The following is a 15683-nucleotide window of genomic DNA, read 5'->3' on the forward strand; positions in this document are numbered from 1 at the left end:
TTGCCAATCCAAAATCTAAAATCCAAAATGGTATTACTTGATAAATCATCTTTGACAGAAGTGGATGGGCATTGCCCACCCAAATTTAACTATGAACTACGCAACGTACCAGCTGGAATTCCCAAAATATCCTCAATCTTGGGCATCTCTTCCAACGGAATCACGCGCCCTTCATCCTCAAAACCAGCAATTTGATCGAAGTTCAAATACCGATACAATTCACCAGCAAAAGGATGAATCTTATTCGCCACAATGTCCATATATTCTTGCACTGTGGGAACTCTTCCCAGCAAGGAGCAAACTGCTGCTAATTCGGCTGAACCAAGATATACTCGCGCATCTTTACCCATGCGGTTATTGAAGTTGCGGGTAGAGGTTGAAAACACCGTTGCGCCATCTTCAACTCGTGCTTGATTACCCATACACAAACTGCATCCTGGCATTTCTGTACGCGCACCGGCAGCACCAAAAACACCATATACCCCTTCTTCTTTTAATTGGTGTTCATCCATGCGAGTCGGCGGACAGATCCACAGACGGGTTTTGACTGCGCCTGCACCTTCCAAAACTTTAGCAGTGGCGCGATAATGACCGATATTCGTCATGCAAGAACCGACAAATACTTCATCAACTTTGTCTTTTGCAACTTCCGACAATAATTTTACGTTATCGGGATCGTTGGGAGCTGCAACAATAGGTTCTTTGATTTCGTTCAAATCAATTTCAATGATTTCCGCATACTCCGCATCTGTATCTGCTTCCATTAATACCGGATTTGCCAACCACTCTTCCATTTTGGCAACACGACGCATGATAGTTTTAGCATCACCGTAACCCCGTGCTACCATATTTTTCAACAAGGCAACATTGGAACGCAGATATTCGGAAACTGTCTCGATACTCAACTTAATTGTGCAACCCGCACAAGAACGTTCTGCCGTAGCATCGGTAAGTTCAAATGCCTGCTCAACTTTCAAATCTGGCAAGCCTTCTATTTCCATGATCCGCCCGGCGAAGATGTTTTTCTTGTTTTGCTTTTCTACCGTTAGCAAACCCTTTTGAATTGCTACGTAGGGAATGGCATTCACAATATCTCGTAAAGTTACACCGGGCTGCAATTCTCCTTTGAAGCGTACCAAAACTGATTCTGGCATATCCAAAGGCATCACTCCCAACGCCCCAGCAAACGCCACTAACCCAGAACCAGCAGGGAAAGAAATTCCCAAGGGAAAGCGGGTGTGAGAGTCGCCACCAGTTCCGACTGTATCCGGCAGTAACATCCGGTTTAGCCAAGAGTGGATGATACCATCACCGGGACGTAAAGCCACACCACCACGAGAGGCGAAAAAGTCGGGTAGTTCGTGGTGAGTTTTGATATCCACTGGTTTGGGATAAGCTGCGGTATGGCAAAAACTCTGCATGACTAAATCAGCAGAGAAACCGAGACAGGCGAGTTCTTTGAGTTCATCTCGCGTCATCGGCCCAGTGGTATCCTGGGAACCAACGGTAGTCATGATCGGTTCGCAGTAGGTTCCGGGGCGCACACCAGGTAAACCACAGGCTTTACCCACCATTTTTTGTGCTAGGGTGTAACCTTTAACCTCACCTTCAACAAGGGGGGTTGAACGAGTGAAGAATGTGCTGGGTTGTAAACCTAGTGCTTGCCGAGTTTTATCGGTGAGAGTGCGCCCAATTAATAGGGGAATACGTCCACCTGCACGGACTTCATCGAGAATTGTATCTGGTTTGAGGGTAAAGGTGGAAATGACTTCGCCTGCTTCGTTTGTGATTTCGCCTTTGTAGGGATAGATAGTAATTACCATGCCAGTTTCCATCTTGGTGACATCACACTGGATGGGAAAAGCACCGGCGTCTTCGGCAGTGTTGAAGAAAATTGGTGCGATCGCACCACCTAATACATATCCACCTGCCCGCTTGTTAGGAACAAAAGGAATATCATTACCAATGTGCCACAATACCGAGTTAATGGCAGATTTGCGAGAGGAACCTGTACCGACTACATCACCAACGTAGGCAACTGGATGTCCTTTTTGCTTTAATTCGGCAATAGTTTCCAATGCGCCAGGCATCCGTGATTCCAACATCGCCAAGGCGTGTAAAGGAATATCCGGGCGGGTGGTGGCGTGGGTGGCGGGAGATAAGTCGTCGGTGTTGGTTTCGCCACTGACTTTAAAAACGGTGACATTAATAAATTCTGGCGGTTGTGGACGAGCTGTAAACCACTCGGCTTCTGCCCAAGAGTCAATTACTCGTTTGGCGTAGGGATTTGTTTTGGACAATTCCAAAATATCGTGGAAGGCATCATATACGAGTAGAATTTTGCTGAGGGCATTGGCGGCATAGGCTGCTATTGGTTCTTTGCCTTGTCCCCCCATTACCAATGGTGTATCGGAAGAATCCGATACAGAAATAGTGGGAGTTTGCAGCAATTCAATTAAGGATTGAACATTATAGCCTCCTACCATTGTCCCTAGTAATTGTACTGCTTGGATTGGTGAGATCAGGGGGCTAGTGATTTCCTTTTTGGCAATAGCAGTGAGAAATCCGGCTTTAACGTAAGCTGCTGGATCGACTCCGGGAGATACGCGATCGCGCAATAAATGCAATAATGTCTCTTGTTCACCCGCAGGCGGATTTTTCAGTAGTTCACACAGTTCAGACGTTTGCTTGGCATCCAGAGGTAGCGGGGGAATTCCTAAGGCAGCGCGTTCGGCTACGTGTTGGCGATATGATTCCAGCATTTTACTCTTCCTTGGTTCAGGCAACAATTTTTCTCGTGGTTATCATCACTTTCCTACTCTCAGGGTTGTTTTACCTGATAATAGTTTTCAGGTGTAATTAACAGAGCAAAAGATTATTAGTTTTAGTTTTTCTGTGTCAAGGATTTATAATTGTCCTTGTATAGCTACTATTGCATACATAACTCTGGCAAGAAAATATTTATTTCATTGATTTGTATCTCTACCTATTTTTAATATAAGATATTTGATTTGTTAATTACGTCACAATTATTTTGTACCATGTCAAAAACATACACTGTTGAAATTCAACATCAAGGTAAAATTCATACTTTACAAGTTCCTGAGGACGAGACTATATTATCAGTTGCAGAAGCGGCTGGGATAGATTTACCAAGCTCTTGTCATGCTGGTGTTTGCACAACTTGTGCTGGTCAAATCCTGCAAGGAACTGTAGACCAAACTGATGGCATGGGTGTAAGTCCCGAACTACAAAAACAAGGATATGTACTGCTTTGCGTTGCTTATCCACGTTCTGATTTAAAAATAGCCACAGAAAAGGAAGAAATCGTTTATCAGCTACAATTTGGTAAAAGTTAATGGTTATTAGCTACTAGCTATTAGCAATGAACCATCAACCATTTATTAGTTTACTTACGTAAAAACTATAAGGAGATACTGCAATGACAACTCATTTTATTACTGCTGAAATTGACTTACAAGAAACTCCTACGGAATTGCAAAAAGTAATAGAAGCAGAGTTACAAAAACAGGGTGAGCCTCTACGCTGGGCTATTACCTCTGTGGATATTAAACAACAAAAAGTAAATGTTGAAGCTGTTGTTACTGTTGAAAGCTAATGGGTAATGGCTAATTGTGTACTATTAAATATTAGCTATTAACATCATCAACTAGTTGCTTTTATTTGCAGACTCAGAACGTGCGTCTATACACTGCTATTTTAATTATACCTACTGGGATTGGGGCTGCAATTGGAGGATATGCAGGAGATGCATTACCTGTTGCAAGAGCGATCGCCCAGGTTTGTGATCGCCTCATTACTCACCCCAATGTCCTTAATGGTGCCAGCTTGTATTGGAACCTACCCAATACTTTTTATGTAGAAGGTTATGGACTAGATAAATTTGCTGCTGGGTATTGGGGTTTGCGTCCAGTACATCAAAATCGAGTAGGTTTGGTTTTAGATCAAGGTATTGAGCCAGAATTGCGGCTGAGACAATTGCAGGCAGCAGATGCAGCCAGAGCTACCCTGGGAATATCCCTAACTGATTATGTAATCACAGATGCTCCATTAAATGTAGATTTACGTACTACCTCTTCCGGTGCTAGCTGGGGAACAATAGGCAATCCAGATAGTTTACTACGGGCGGTGGAGGTACTAATCAAAAAAGCAAGGGCAGAAGCGATCGCAGTAGTTGCTCGTTTTCCCGATTGTCTTGATGAGCAAGCAGAACAAAACTACCGTCATGGCAAAGGAGTCGATCCCATTGCAGGAGCAGAAGCTGTTATTAGCCATTTAGTAGTGCGAGAGTTCTGTATTCCCTGCGCTCACGCTCCCGCCTTTGAGGCTCCACCTCTTGCTCCAGATTTATCTCCTCGTTCTGCCGCAGAAGAATTGGGCTATACTTTTCTGCCCAGCGTACTTGTTGGTTTGAGTCGCGCACCTCAATTTATTACCAGACAAACTCACCAAATGCCAGAAGCAGTGGATATTTGGACTGATCGAGTCGATGCGGCGATCGTACCAGCAACAGCATGCGGCAGCAGTGCTTTATTAAGTTTAAGCCAGGAAAAATGTTTAATTGTGACAGTCAACGAAAATAAAACTCAGATTCAAGTTCCTTCTCAGCCATTAGGGATAAAATCAATACAGGTAAACTCATATTTGGAGGCAGTAGGTGTATTAGTTGCCCATAAAGCAGGTATAGATCCTTTTTCCCTCAGCCCTAAAATATCCTCATTACATTGTTTGAGTAATTAGTTATTTGTCATTCGTCATTTGTCATTGATTAGTAGGGGAGCCAGTGCGTTGCGGAGCCAGTGCGGTGAAGCAGCCCCCGTCTTGGCGGTTCCCGGCGATGGGGGACTGCTGAACCCGGAGGGTGGACGGGTTCCCCGGCATAAAGGAGCCAGCGCGTTGCGCGGGTTCCCCGCGTTGTAGCGACTGGCGTCACCTGGCGTCGGGTTTCCCGCGTTGTAGCAACTGGCGTGCGGGTTTTGTTGAGCATCTTGCCGTTCAAACAGATAATTTATCTTCTAAACCCGCCCGTACAGTGGTTAGTAGTTTTCTCTCCTGCCCCTCTATATAGATAAAAACTCCCGTGACTCAACACCAAAATCAAGAGCCAGAAATGCCATATATGACACGTACCCAAGTACTGGTGGCAATGGGAGTAACCGCTACTATTTTGTGGATCATTGCCAAAGTGTGGTTGTACTTTGGTAACTTTTATCTTATGTCTTGGCGTTGGGACATAAGGGCTTTGCTGTTAGGAATTGGTTTGGGCTTAAGCATTACTGGTTTAAGCGGCTTGGCTTATCAACATTGTCCTCCTTATCGCAAAAGTGCTAATTATTACTTAGAAATAGTACTAAAACCTTTAGCACTACCAGATTTAATCTGGTTAGGATTATTACCAGGGTTGAGCGAAGAATTATTGTTTCGCGGTGTGATGTTGCCGGCTTTTGGATTAGATCACTTAGCTGTATTTTTCTCTAGTATTTCCTTTGGTGTCTTGCACTTAAGTGGTGCTCAACAATGGCCTTATGTGATTTGGGCTACTTTTGTGGGATTTATATTTGGATATAGCGCCCTTTTCAGTGATAACTTGTTGGTGCCAATAGTGGCTCATGTAATTACAAATATGCTTTCTAGCTATTTATGGAAAGTAGGACAGTATTAAAAAATAAAAATCGTTTACATTCCTCATTGGGAATTCCGGCTGAGGTATTAATTCAACCATACTCTCTCATGAAAAATTTAGCTTAATCAAAGTATTACTTAATAGATTTTGCGTATTTTTACGACGTTATGTTTAGAGCCTGTAGTTGCTGGGCTGCTAAGGCGATCGCCCGTGGTAAGATTTGATGTTCCTGTAGTTGAATTCTGGCGTGGAGTTTTTCTGGTGTATCATCAGGCATGATCGGAATTGCTGCTTGAATTAAAATTGGGCCGCTATCCATTTCTAGAGAAACCAAATGCACCGTACAGCCAGTGATTTTTACACCAGCAGCTAAGGCTTGTTCTACGGCACGCACACCTTTAAAACTGGGCAACAAGCTGGGATGAATATTAATAATTCTGTTAGTAAAAGCATTAATTAATACTTGCGTTACCAGTCGCATCCAACCAGCCATAACTACCAATTCCACATCATACTGCTGCAAAGTTTGCACAATTTGCCAATCTAAATCTTCACGACTGTTATAGTCACGGTGGTTGAGCAATACAGATGGTACATCCCAATTAGCTGCCCGCACAGCAGCATAAGCCTGCGGTTGATTATAAATCAAAACCTGGATTTGGGCATTAAGTTGTCCGTTTTGGATGGCATTGGCAATAGCCTCAAAATTACTACCACTTCCTGAAGCCAGAATACCCAATTTTAAGGGAGTGCCTTGGGAAAATTGCTGGCTGGGAATATTAGGAGAAATCAGGCAAGGTGTAGAAGTATCTACGATTGAAGAATTACTCATAAGTAGAAGGCAGAAGGCAGAAGACAGAAGACAGAGGGCAGAGGGCAGAAGCTGAAAAGCTTGTCCTATCTAATTTATGGGCGTAAGCATTTTACGTTTAATTGTGTCTACCTACTTAATTATGTAAATTATGCTTTGGATAAAGTTGAACGGCGATTCACCCACCAAGCAAACCCCGCCCCAGTAACAAACATTAGCAGGCTATAAATTGCAGCGGGAATCGCCATTGTTGGGCTATTTAGTAGTGTTGGTGCTGAAGCAATAGCGATCGCCAGAGTGCCATTTTGAATTCCCACTTCTATTGTGATTGCAGTAGCCTGTTGTTTAGTCAATCTCGCCAAGGTTGCGATCGCAAATCCTAAAGCCATTGACACCGCATTCAAAGCCAGAGTTACCCAGCCCACATCAACCACAAAGGAGATGAAGTTATTGCGTTCTTTGAGGAGTACTCCAGCAATTACTACCGCCAGGAAAAACAAAGACAACCATTTCACAGATTTGTCTGCTTGTTTGGCAAAGCTAGGGGCATAACGCTTTATAAGCATCCCAATTGATACTGGCACAATTGTAATCACTGCTATTTGTAAAACAGTACTCAAAAACGGTAGTTGTAGGGTTGTGCTTTCCCTCAAAAAAGTCTGCATCGATAGATTCACAATCACAGGAATTGTGAAAACTGTAATCAAGCTGCTAACGGCTGTTAGCGTAATCGAAAGGGCAACATCTCCCCCAGCTAAAAACGTAATCATGTTGGAAGTCGAACCACCAGGGCAAGCTGCTAGAATCATCAAACCAACTGCCAAATCTGGACTGAGGGAAAATATTGACGCAATTCCAAAACCCACTACTGGCAACATTACCAACTGTGCCAATAGACCAACAATTACTGCTTTAGGATAGATCAAAACTTGCTTAAAGTCATCCAAAGTCAAGGTTAGCCCCATACCCAACATAATGATGAATAGAGCCAAGGGCAGAAAAACAGCCGTCAAAAAATTTGATTCCATGCTTAAACTACCTGTGCAAAACAGTACAGCACAAACCCCTATGAATTTTACCGTGTTGTGTACTTCATAAATGTCATAAGTTGTGTGTGGTTGCGATCGCCTGTCAAAATTAACCAATAACCTTAAAAATTCTCAGTATTTCAAGCTGTCGCACTTGTTATGAAACCTTCACGCTTTTTTGGTAGCCAACTCCTAGACAAAGATACAGTTGCAGCTTGGTTTTTTCTGGCTCCAGCACTGATTTTTCTGGGTATATTTGTCTTGTGGCCAATTGCCTATTTGTTTTACCTCAGCTTTACTGCTGGCAGTTTCACTTCTGCTGGTACCCATTGGGTAGGCTTAAAAAACTACTTGCGCTTGCTTTTCACCTCAGATTTTTGGCAAGTAATTTTTAATACAGTTTACTTTACCATTGCCACCGTTCTGCCTAGTCTAGTTATTCCTTTGGTACTAGCAGTTTTATTAAATCAAAATTTAGCACTGCGAGGACTGCTCCGAGGTGCCTATTTTCTGCCTTCGATTATTTCCTTGGTTGCAGCAGGTTTGGGATTTCGCTGGTTGTTTCAAAATAATGGCCCTGTGAACGGGCTTTTGGAGACTATAGGTATCGATCCAATTCCTTGGTTAGGTAGTACCATTTGGGCAATGCCAGTCCTAATTATCTTGAGTATTTGGAAACAACTAGGCTTCAACTTGGTAGTGTTTTTAGCAGGGTTGCAAACAATTCCCTCCAGTCGCTATGAAGCCGCAGAACTTGATGGAGCAAATGCTTGGCAGCAGTTTTGGCATATTACCTTACCCGGATTGCAACCTACTATCGTATTCGCATTTGTCACCACCATGATTTTCACTTTACGGAGTTTTGAGCAAGTTTATGTAATTACTGGTGGTGGGCCTTTAAATTCTACTAATTTATTGGTTTACTACATTTATCAAGAAGCTTTTGGTCAATTTGATTTTGGTTATGCAGCAGCAGCAGCAACGGTATTATTAGCTGTAACACTGGTGTTGGTTTATTTGCAGCTACAAACTTGGGGAGAAGAGAGTAAAAAATTATAAAAATGCTTCTAAATATAGATTTTCAAACAAACAGTATATGTATTCAAATGTGAATGAAACATTGTCAATGGGTAAATAATCGAAATCGTGTTTATTAACTACATCACTTTGATGTTAATTAATCTCGTAGCTGGGCTATTTTTCCTTGCTGGCTATGTATATTTTGGCATGGATGGTGCCAATAAAAAACTTTGGATTCCTGGATTTGGTATGACGGGAGCGATCGCCCTCGTTACCGGCTTACACATGACTTTCACATGGCCAGTTACTGGCATTTTCAATATTGCCTATGGTGAAACGAGTGTTTTATTTGGTATTTTATTCCTCACCACTTCTTTAGCTTTAGCCTTTGGATGGGATTTGCTAACAGTGGCAATTTACGGCTTTTTCGCTGGACTAACTGCAATTTTAGTTGGTACACGTATAATTAATCTGGGATTAACGCGACAACCACTCCTATCAGGAATTGGATTTATCTTAACTGGAATAGGTGGAGTTTGTGCTGCACCAACACTTTATCTCAAAACAAATCGTTCTTGGCGTTTGTTAGGTGCAATTGTACTAATAGCTGCTGCTCTAATTTTTGCCTTTACTGGCTATATGGCATATTGGGGACACCTTGGCAGTTATTCTGATTGGAAACCATTACCAATGCGATCGCCTTAATTATTAAGTATTTATTACTAATTAATCAATATTTAATTAGTTGACAAATCAAAAATAAAATTTCCGTAGCTGAGAATACTAATAAAATTAAATGTTCTCAGTTATCAATTTTTCCTGATGATTATCAGAACCTTTTGACAATAAATACTCGATTAGTAACGTATTTTGAATGTATTCACGATTTAAGGCAGATTTTTTTCCAATTTTTCTTAATTAGTGACCCTGTTTTTTAATCCAACAGGTGTACTCTCAAAATACAGAGACTATCGGGGTGAAATTTAAGAAACTTTACAAAGTACAGATACAGGTAAATAAAATGAAAAATCATACTGAGAAGCAAAAAAGTCTTAGTCCTTTAAGTCAAATCACAAATAAAAATACTGGAGGTAGAGACTTCAGTGGATGTAATTTGAGTGGTATTGATCTTAGAGAAGTTGATTTGAGTGGCATAAACTTTATTGGAGCAGATTTGCGTGATGCCAATCTCAGTGGGGCTATTTTGACTGGTGCAAATCTCAGTGAAGCAAATTTATGTCAAGCAAATTTAAGAGCAGCAAATTTACGAGAAACAAATTTACGTCAAGCGAATTTGAGTGAAGCTGATTTAAGGCAGGCAGATTTGTGCAGTGCTTTTTTATGCCAGGTAAAATTAAGCGGCAGTAAACTTTGGGGTGCTTCTCTGTGTGGTGTTGATTTAACAGAAGCAGATTTGAGTTCAGCTATGTTAATCGAAGCATCACTGATTGAAGCTAACTTAACAAGAGCAAATCTGACAGATGCAGAGCTATGTGGAGCAATGTTAATAGAAGCAAATTTCAATCAAGCTAATCTAACAGGTGCAGATTTCAGATGGGCAAATTTAATAGCAGCAAACTTGAGTGAGGCACATCTTGAAAATACAAATCTCAAGAATGCAAAATTGTATGAAACTATTATGCCTGATGGTATAATTCATCAACATCACATAGCATTTATTTAGAGCATTTATAGGGCTTTTATAAAGTAATTTTTAGGTAGGGTGTGTTACGACTATCCAAGGATTTGAGAGTTAAAGAAAACGAGAACTAGCCGTAACGCACCACCAGATTGCAGTGCGTTACGCGCTGCTTTAACGCATCCTACTGGGCTGACACAGGTAATGGTTAAAAAAGCAATTAACAACTCTCATTCTTCTTTTACTAGTCCCTCAGCAACATCAAAATTCTCTTTGCGAAAAGATAAATATAGCGATCGCCAGCAACATCAAACTATAAACTAAGCCGTAAACAGTATGCCCAACCAGAGTCATTGAGTTAGGTAATGCCTCTAGCCCATATATAGCATCATTTTTTAGATCTAATCGAGACAAATCTGGCAAGATGAGATACAAAGCTTGAGTAAGACGATGAATACCTGGATTTTGCCCCAAGCGAGCAAATTGTAATAAATCTTGAGTAATATTGCCCGTTAAATAAACAAAAAAGGTTAAAGCAGTTGCTAATAGGGAACTAGTAAATACACCCAAACTAATTGCAACAGCAGCGATTAAGGACAACTGTAGAAATTGGAAAAATGCAGCAATTAGAATACTAGTTGTAGAATGATCTATTTTGTCAAATTGTAAAAATCCCAGGTAAATTCCTGTCATGGCAGCCATAAGAACCGCAAGCACTGCCAATAAACCCGAATATTTACCAATAATAAATTCACTGCGGGCAATTGGTTTAGCCATTAACACCAAAATTGTACGCTTCTCAATTTCCTTATGAACTAGCCCTGTACCAATAAATACTGCTACTACTAAACCAAGCACATTTGCCGCCGCCAAACCAAAATCTAGAAAAATCTTATTCTCTGTACTGGCGGAAATTTCTGGAAGCAGACCTATAGCAGCAGCAAGTATGAGAATGTAAAAGCCGATAATCAATAGAATGCGATCGCGTATTACTTCCTTAAACACATTCATTGCTATTACAGAAATTCTGCCGAGATTCATTGCTATTTAGCCATTAATCAATTGTGATGAATCATTTGTAATGAGTCGTTAGTCAACAGTCAATAGTCATTTGATAGTGGTTAGTAGTAGGGGAGGCAGCGCGCCCTTGGGGGTTACCCCGTTGTAGCGACTGCCGTGCGGGTTTGATTGATTAAATTTGGGTTAGAACCGAGAATCTATCTTTTAAACCCTCCCGTACAGTGGTTAGTTGTTCTCTCCTCATTTCCCCTGCTCCCATCTTCCCTTGTCCCTTTCCCACTCCTGTTCACTGTGGAGCTGGTGGTGGCTCCAAAATAGGTTTACTCACCGGATCGCAATCAAATTCCGCTATGACAGATTTGTCATCTGTTCTGCCACGAACAAAGGTATTATTAGATTTTGCAATAGGTTCAATGCGACAAGTTTTTCTCAAATAATATCCACGCCCGGCTGAAGAAGGGCCATTCCAAATACTAAGTAAATCTAATTTGTATCCAGATTTAAGATTATATATGCGGGGTTCAACTCGCCATAAAGACCTTTCTTCATATTCACGTAAGTTAACTTCTATAACTTGTCTACCTAAATTGCCAACTCTTTGTCTTGCTTCTAATAACCATTGCTCTACTTCTGACCAAGGTCTCTCGGCAATTTGCTGTTCTATTCTTGGCTCAAGCTTATCTAAAATTATAGCCCCATTTTGCGAAACTTTAGTTAAGGGTGCTATTTTTACAACAAATGTGCGTTGAAAATTATCTAACCTTAAACTGGGATATTCTTGATACCACTTATTGACTACAAATGTAAATTGCAAGCAGCAACTAAGTACCATACTACTAGCAATTAAAATAATTATTTTTTGACGGTCTTCAAGCTTTGGAATCTGAGGGTTTACATCAGTTCCTGTGCCTTCAAAAAATTCTGGAATAGCAGTAATTAGTGCAGAAATAGTTGGCCAGAAAACAATTGTGTTTGTTGTAATTACATTTTCTTGTTGTCTAAAGGCAAAAGCACTTACTAAAAATCCGGTGATTAATGCACCAACTGGCATATTAGTACCAGGGATGAGTAAAGGATTATCAGTTGTATACCAAGCAGTTCCTGCGATTAAAAATAACCAGCCACAAAAAGCAATTATATCCCTAACAAAACCGCTAGACAGTGATGACATTAATAAAGAGAAAATACTCAAATAAATTAAGGTCTGCCAGGAATAAGCTTTTGGTGGAATTAAAATTTTTCTAATTCTTTCGTAAACATCACCAAATAAATTAAATAAACCAAATGCATCTTTAATTAATTGCATAATTAAGCCTCTGCATGATTTGATGACTTTTCTATACTTGTCTGGGAATCAAAAATAAAATAAGTGAAATTGCACTATAACTAAGCGCATTGGCTATCAAGACAGCAGTAACTAAATTGGTATTTTGGATTTTTAACTTATTGTCCTGTCGAGAATTACGTCGTTTGTTAATATTGACAGGTTCTATTTTTTTGAAATCAGAAAGCGACAATAATAAAAATCTTAACAATAAAACTTTTATAAAAAAAGTACTAAAGAAAATTATAAAAGCAGTTAAAATAATTATCGTTTGAATATTAAATGATATAAAACGATGAAAGAAAATATAGCTAATTAACTCTGACTTCAACTGTACTGCCAGAAATGGTTCTAAAAAGAAAAAGATAATCCAACCAATAGCATTAGAAAATAAATTAATAGCGATCGCATAGTAACTGGATGTTCTTTTGTCAAATTTGAGCCGTCTATTTAAAATATATGCTTCTATCGGAATTGCTATTAATATAAACAAAAAATTAAATAAAATAGCACCCAAGGGAATAACTTCGGGAATCATAGGATAATCGAACATAATTCAGTAACTTTCCAGATGTAGCTGAAGAAAGTATAGCCGCAAGCTAGTCAACTGATGAGGGCAATTACCCTATTGTTCTGGTTTTGTGAAAAATTTTTCCTGGTTGCCTAGACAATTTTCTGTACCCAATCCCCAATCCCCAATCCCTATTCTCTCAAGCTTGTTCCCTTCTCAGCGAATCAGTAGGTTAATAGCAGCATATCGTGCTAGAGTCAAAATATGTCTATTTGGACATTAAACAGTAAACAGAGAAAAAAGAAGGGAAATTGATAACTAACATCCGATACTCAATCACAAGCATCCAATACTCTTCCATATCAGGATAGCGTGAGCTTTGTGTTTAGGATCTTGGTAATTCTTTATGCGTATTTTGGTAGTTGAAGATGATACCCAGCTAGCAGAGGTATTATCAGAAGCTTTAACTAGACGACAGTATGTAGTAGATGTAGCTAAAGATGGAGAAGCGGCGTGGTACTCAGTTGAGTCTGTAAAATATGACTTGCTGATTTTGGACGTAACGCTACCAAAGTTAGATGGTATCCGCTTTTGCCAACGTTTACGCACTACACAAGTCAGTCATCCTGCATATTGTAACTATGCTGTACCTGTGTTGATGCTTACAGCTCGTGATACTGTAATAGACAAGATTACTGGGTTAGATGCAGGAGCTGACGATTATGTAGCAAAGCCATTTGATCTCGAAGAGTTAATGGCTCGCATACGTGCTCTGCTCAGACGTGGAGGCTCTGCAACAGTATTGAGTTTTTCTTGGGGAAGTTTGCTTCTCAACCCCAGTACTTACGAGGCTACTTACGACGGTAAACCTTTGTCATTTACCCCTAAAGAGTATGCCATTTTGGAGTTATTAGTGGCTAATGGCAGACGGGTATTGAGTTGTTCTAGCATTATTGAGCAAGTTTGGTCTATGGATGACTCACCCGTTGAGGAAACAGTTAGATCTCACATCAAATGTCTCAGGCAAAAGCTTAAAACCTTGGGTGCTCCCGAAGATTTTATAGAAACGGTTCATGGGCTAGGTTACCGCCTGAAATAGAGAAATTTAGTATTTTTGTTCTGATTTCATTCTCCACAACTTCTGCACATTTCCTACGCAGAAATTGCATAAGAAAGTTGTATATTCTGCATATGTATGTTGTATATTCTGCATATGTAGGGTGTATGTTCTTTAAAATATGTAAAGAAAACATCAACACTAAATTTTTTACAAAAGTTAACTTTTAGAGTCAAAATTCGTAAGGAGGAACACAACAGCCATAACAACAAATCAGAATTGCTAGTCACTGGGTAATTGTCTATGATGCGACAATCTGCTTTTGGCATAGCTTTAGGGGTGCTTTGTATTACCAGTGGATTGACAACCGCTTATGCGCTAAGTCTTACTTCTGCTCTTAAGAACTCGGCTTTATCGTGTCAAATCTCATTGCCTGCTAGTTTTCAAACAACTGATGTAGAAAAATCAGTATTTAACCAGATAAATAACTATCGGGTTTCTGTTGGTTTGCCCAAGCTCACTCTTGATGAAAAAATGACTGAGCAGGCAAGAATTCACAGTCAAAATATGGCTAACGGGAAAGTGCCTTTTAGCCATGAGGGATTTGAACGCCGAGTCAATGCGATCGCTACTCACTACAAAAGTGCAGCAGAAAATCTGGCTTTTAACCGAGGGTATAGCGATCCTGCAACTGAAGCTATTGATAGCTGGCTTAACAGCTCCAAGCATCTACCTAATATCAAAGGCGACTATAATTTCACTGGAGTTGGTGTAGCTGTTAACAGTAAAGGCGAAGTCTACCTGACGCAAATTTTCTTGAACGATAGAGGTTTTGAAACAAATCGGCATAAGTAGATGAAATTGAAGCATTTTCACTATGGCTGGTTAATTGAGTTAATACCAATGCCAACAGGATATTTATTTAACTGTTGGATGCCAGGGGAAAAGACTGGGTTTAGCGATCGCCAAATTTATCCCACTTTCGTTCAAGCTTTGACGGTAGCCAAAAGACGGGCAGATTTACAAACAGTAAGTTTGTCGTTAACCAATTTTCTGAACCAGTCATATAAGTTGTGCAATCTCAGCCTGCCGGAATATCAGGCTTTGGAAAAGTCTGTCTTCAACTTTGTAAAACAAGCCACTAGAACTGATATGCCATACACTTCGACTTTAAAACAGGCAAACCAAATTCTGTGTTTTTACAAAAACACAACAAGTCAGATTCAAATTGCTCGGATTTCAAATATTGCTAATAACTTTGAGCAAGTTGTTTTTCCTGGAGAACAACTACTGTTTGAAGCTTCTCCGGAAGCTGAACTAGAAATCCATACGAGTGACACAACAAGTGCAGAGCTTGCAAATAAAATTCTTTGTTCTCAACTACAAGTACTATGACTGATGTGACATATCCATACCAGAAATTTCATAACTGGAAAATAAACACAGATCGTTTCCAGAGAATATCCAATGACTTTGATCGCGGCTCAGGCAGGGCTAATGTTATGGCAGGTGATAGGTGACAGGGAACAGGTGACAGAGAACAGGTGACAGAGAACAGAATCTGTTTATAAATGATTTAGGATTGCTATATATTTTAGTTGAAGGTTGCTAACAATGATTCTGGAATAG

At 40.2% G+C, this 15683-nt stretch carries 16 protein-coding genes; 10 read left to right on the top strand and 6 right to left on the bottom strand.

What is annotated here, in order from left to right:
• Positions 1-89: 89 nt before the first annotated feature.
• On the bottom strand, positions 90-2762 hold the full coding sequence (gene acnB / locus QUB80_RS29420) for a bifunctional aconitate hydratase 2/2-methylisocitrate dehydratase (protein ID WP_289793002.1): 2673 nt from the start codon (positions 2760-2762) through the stop codon (positions 90-92).
• Between the two features lie 279 nt (positions 2763-3041).
• Here acnB and QUB80_RS29425 point away from each other — a divergent pair, with 279 nt between their 5' ends.
• The 4 genes from QUB80_RS29425 to QUB80_RS29440 all read left to right on the top strand — a co-directional run bounded on the left by QUB80_RS29425 (position 3042) and on the right by QUB80_RS29440 (position 5683).
• A complete protein-coding gene (locus QUB80_RS29425; RefSeq protein WP_289793003.1) occupies positions 3042-3359 on the top strand; it encodes a 2Fe-2S iron-sulfur cluster-binding protein in 318 nt (105 codons plus the stop codon).
• Positions 3360-3442: 83 nt separating this feature from the next.
• Complete coding sequence (locus QUB80_RS29430; RefSeq protein WP_289793004.1) at positions 3443-3619, top strand: DUF8621 family protein; 177 nt, start codon at positions 3443-3445, stop codon at positions 3617-3619.
• Positions 3620-3699: 80 nt separating this feature from the next.
• Positions 3700-4761 carry a DUF3326 domain-containing protein gene (locus QUB80_RS29435; RefSeq protein WP_289793005.1) on the top strand — a complete coding sequence of 354 codons (1062 nt, stop codon included), beginning with the start codon at positions 3700-3702 and terminating at the stop codon, positions 4759-4761.
• Positions 4762-5101: 340 nt separating this feature from the next.
• Positions 5102-5683, top strand: coding sequence for a CPBP family intramembrane glutamic endopeptidase (locus QUB80_RS29440; RefSeq protein ID WP_289793006.1), 582 nt, complete (start codon positions 5102-5104; stop codon positions 5681-5683).
• Positions 5684-5801: 118 nt separating this feature from the next.
• Here the strand turns inward: QUB80_RS29440 and purN are convergent, their stop codons facing one another.
• Positions 5802-6476 carry a phosphoribosylglycinamide formyltransferase gene (gene purN / locus QUB80_RS29445; protein ID WP_289793007.1) on the bottom strand — a complete coding sequence of 225 codons (675 nt, stop codon included), beginning with the start codon at positions 6474-6476 and terminating at the stop codon, positions 5802-5804.
• A gap of 128 nt (positions 6477-6604) precedes the next feature.
• Positions 6605-7483 carry a bile acid:sodium symporter family protein gene (locus tag QUB80_RS29450; RefSeq protein WP_289793008.1) on the bottom strand — a complete coding sequence of 293 codons (879 nt, stop codon included), beginning with the start codon at positions 7481-7483 and terminating at the stop codon, positions 6605-6607.
• Between the two features lie 159 nt (positions 7484-7642).
• Here QUB80_RS29450 and QUB80_RS29455 point away from each other — a divergent pair, with 159 nt between their 5' ends.
• From QUB80_RS29455 to QUB80_RS29465, 3 genes are all read left to right on the top strand, one after another.
• Positions 7643-8542: a carbohydrate ABC transporter permease gene (locus tag QUB80_RS29455; protein ID WP_289793009.1), complete on the top strand. Its 900-nt coding sequence runs from the start codon at positions 7643-7645 to the stop codon at positions 8540-8542.
• A 111-nt stretch (positions 8543-8653) separates the two neighbouring features.
• Entirely contained in the window at positions 8654-9208 is a 555-nt protein-coding gene (locus QUB80_RS29460; RefSeq protein WP_289793174.1) for a DUF981 family protein, read from the top strand.
• 316 nt (positions 9209-9524) lie between these two features.
• Entirely contained in the window at positions 9525-10187 is a 663-nt protein-coding gene (locus tag QUB80_RS29465) for a pentapeptide repeat-containing protein (protein ID WP_289793010.1), read from the top strand.
• Positions 10188-10403: 216 nt separating this feature from the next.
• On the opposite strand, the gene QUB80_RS29470 is transcribed toward QUB80_RS29465, so the two are convergent.
• From QUB80_RS29470 to fraC, 3 genes are all read right to left on the bottom strand, one after another.
• On the bottom strand, positions 10404-11183 hold the full coding sequence (locus tag QUB80_RS29470; protein ID WP_289793011.1) for an ABC transporter permease: 780 nt from the start codon (positions 11181-11183) through the stop codon (positions 10404-10406).
• Positions 11184-11448: 265 nt separating this feature from the next.
• The gene (fraD, locus tag QUB80_RS29475) at positions 11449-12468 is read right to left on the bottom strand and encodes a septal junction protein FraD (protein WP_289793012.1); all 1020 of its coding nucleotides are present in this window, start codon (positions 12466-12468) and stop codon (positions 11449-11451) included.
• 31 nt (positions 12469-12499) lie between these two features.
• Complete coding sequence (fraC, locus tag QUB80_RS29480) at positions 12500-13039, bottom strand: filament integrity protein FraC (protein WP_289793013.1); 540 nt, start codon at positions 13037-13039, stop codon at positions 12500-12502.
• A 364-nt stretch (positions 13040-13403) separates the two neighbouring features.
• Between fraC and QUB80_RS29485 the strand changes: the two genes are divergently transcribed.
• The 3 genes from QUB80_RS29485 to QUB80_RS29495 all read left to right on the top strand — a co-directional run bounded on the left by QUB80_RS29485 (position 13404) and on the right by QUB80_RS29495 (position 15449).
• Complete coding sequence (locus QUB80_RS29485; protein WP_289793014.1) at positions 13404-14096, top strand: response regulator transcription factor; 693 nt, start codon at positions 13404-13406, stop codon at positions 14094-14096.
• A 261-nt stretch (positions 14097-14357) separates the two neighbouring features.
• Positions 14358-14909: a CAP domain-containing protein gene (locus tag QUB80_RS29490; RefSeq protein ID WP_289793015.1), complete on the top strand. Its 552-nt coding sequence runs from the start codon at positions 14358-14360 to the stop codon at positions 14907-14909.
• Positions 14910-15449, top strand: a complete 540-nt coding sequence (locus tag QUB80_RS29495) for a DUF1830 domain-containing protein (protein ID WP_289793016.1) — start codon at positions 14910-14912, stop codon at positions 15447-15449.
• Positions 15450-15683 lie beyond the last annotated feature (234 nt).

The sequence above is a fragment of the Chlorogloeopsis sp. ULAP01 genome, from assembly GCF_030381805.1.
Lineage (GTDB): Bacteria > Cyanobacteriota > Cyanobacteriia > Cyanobacteriales > Nostocaceae > Chlorogloeopsis.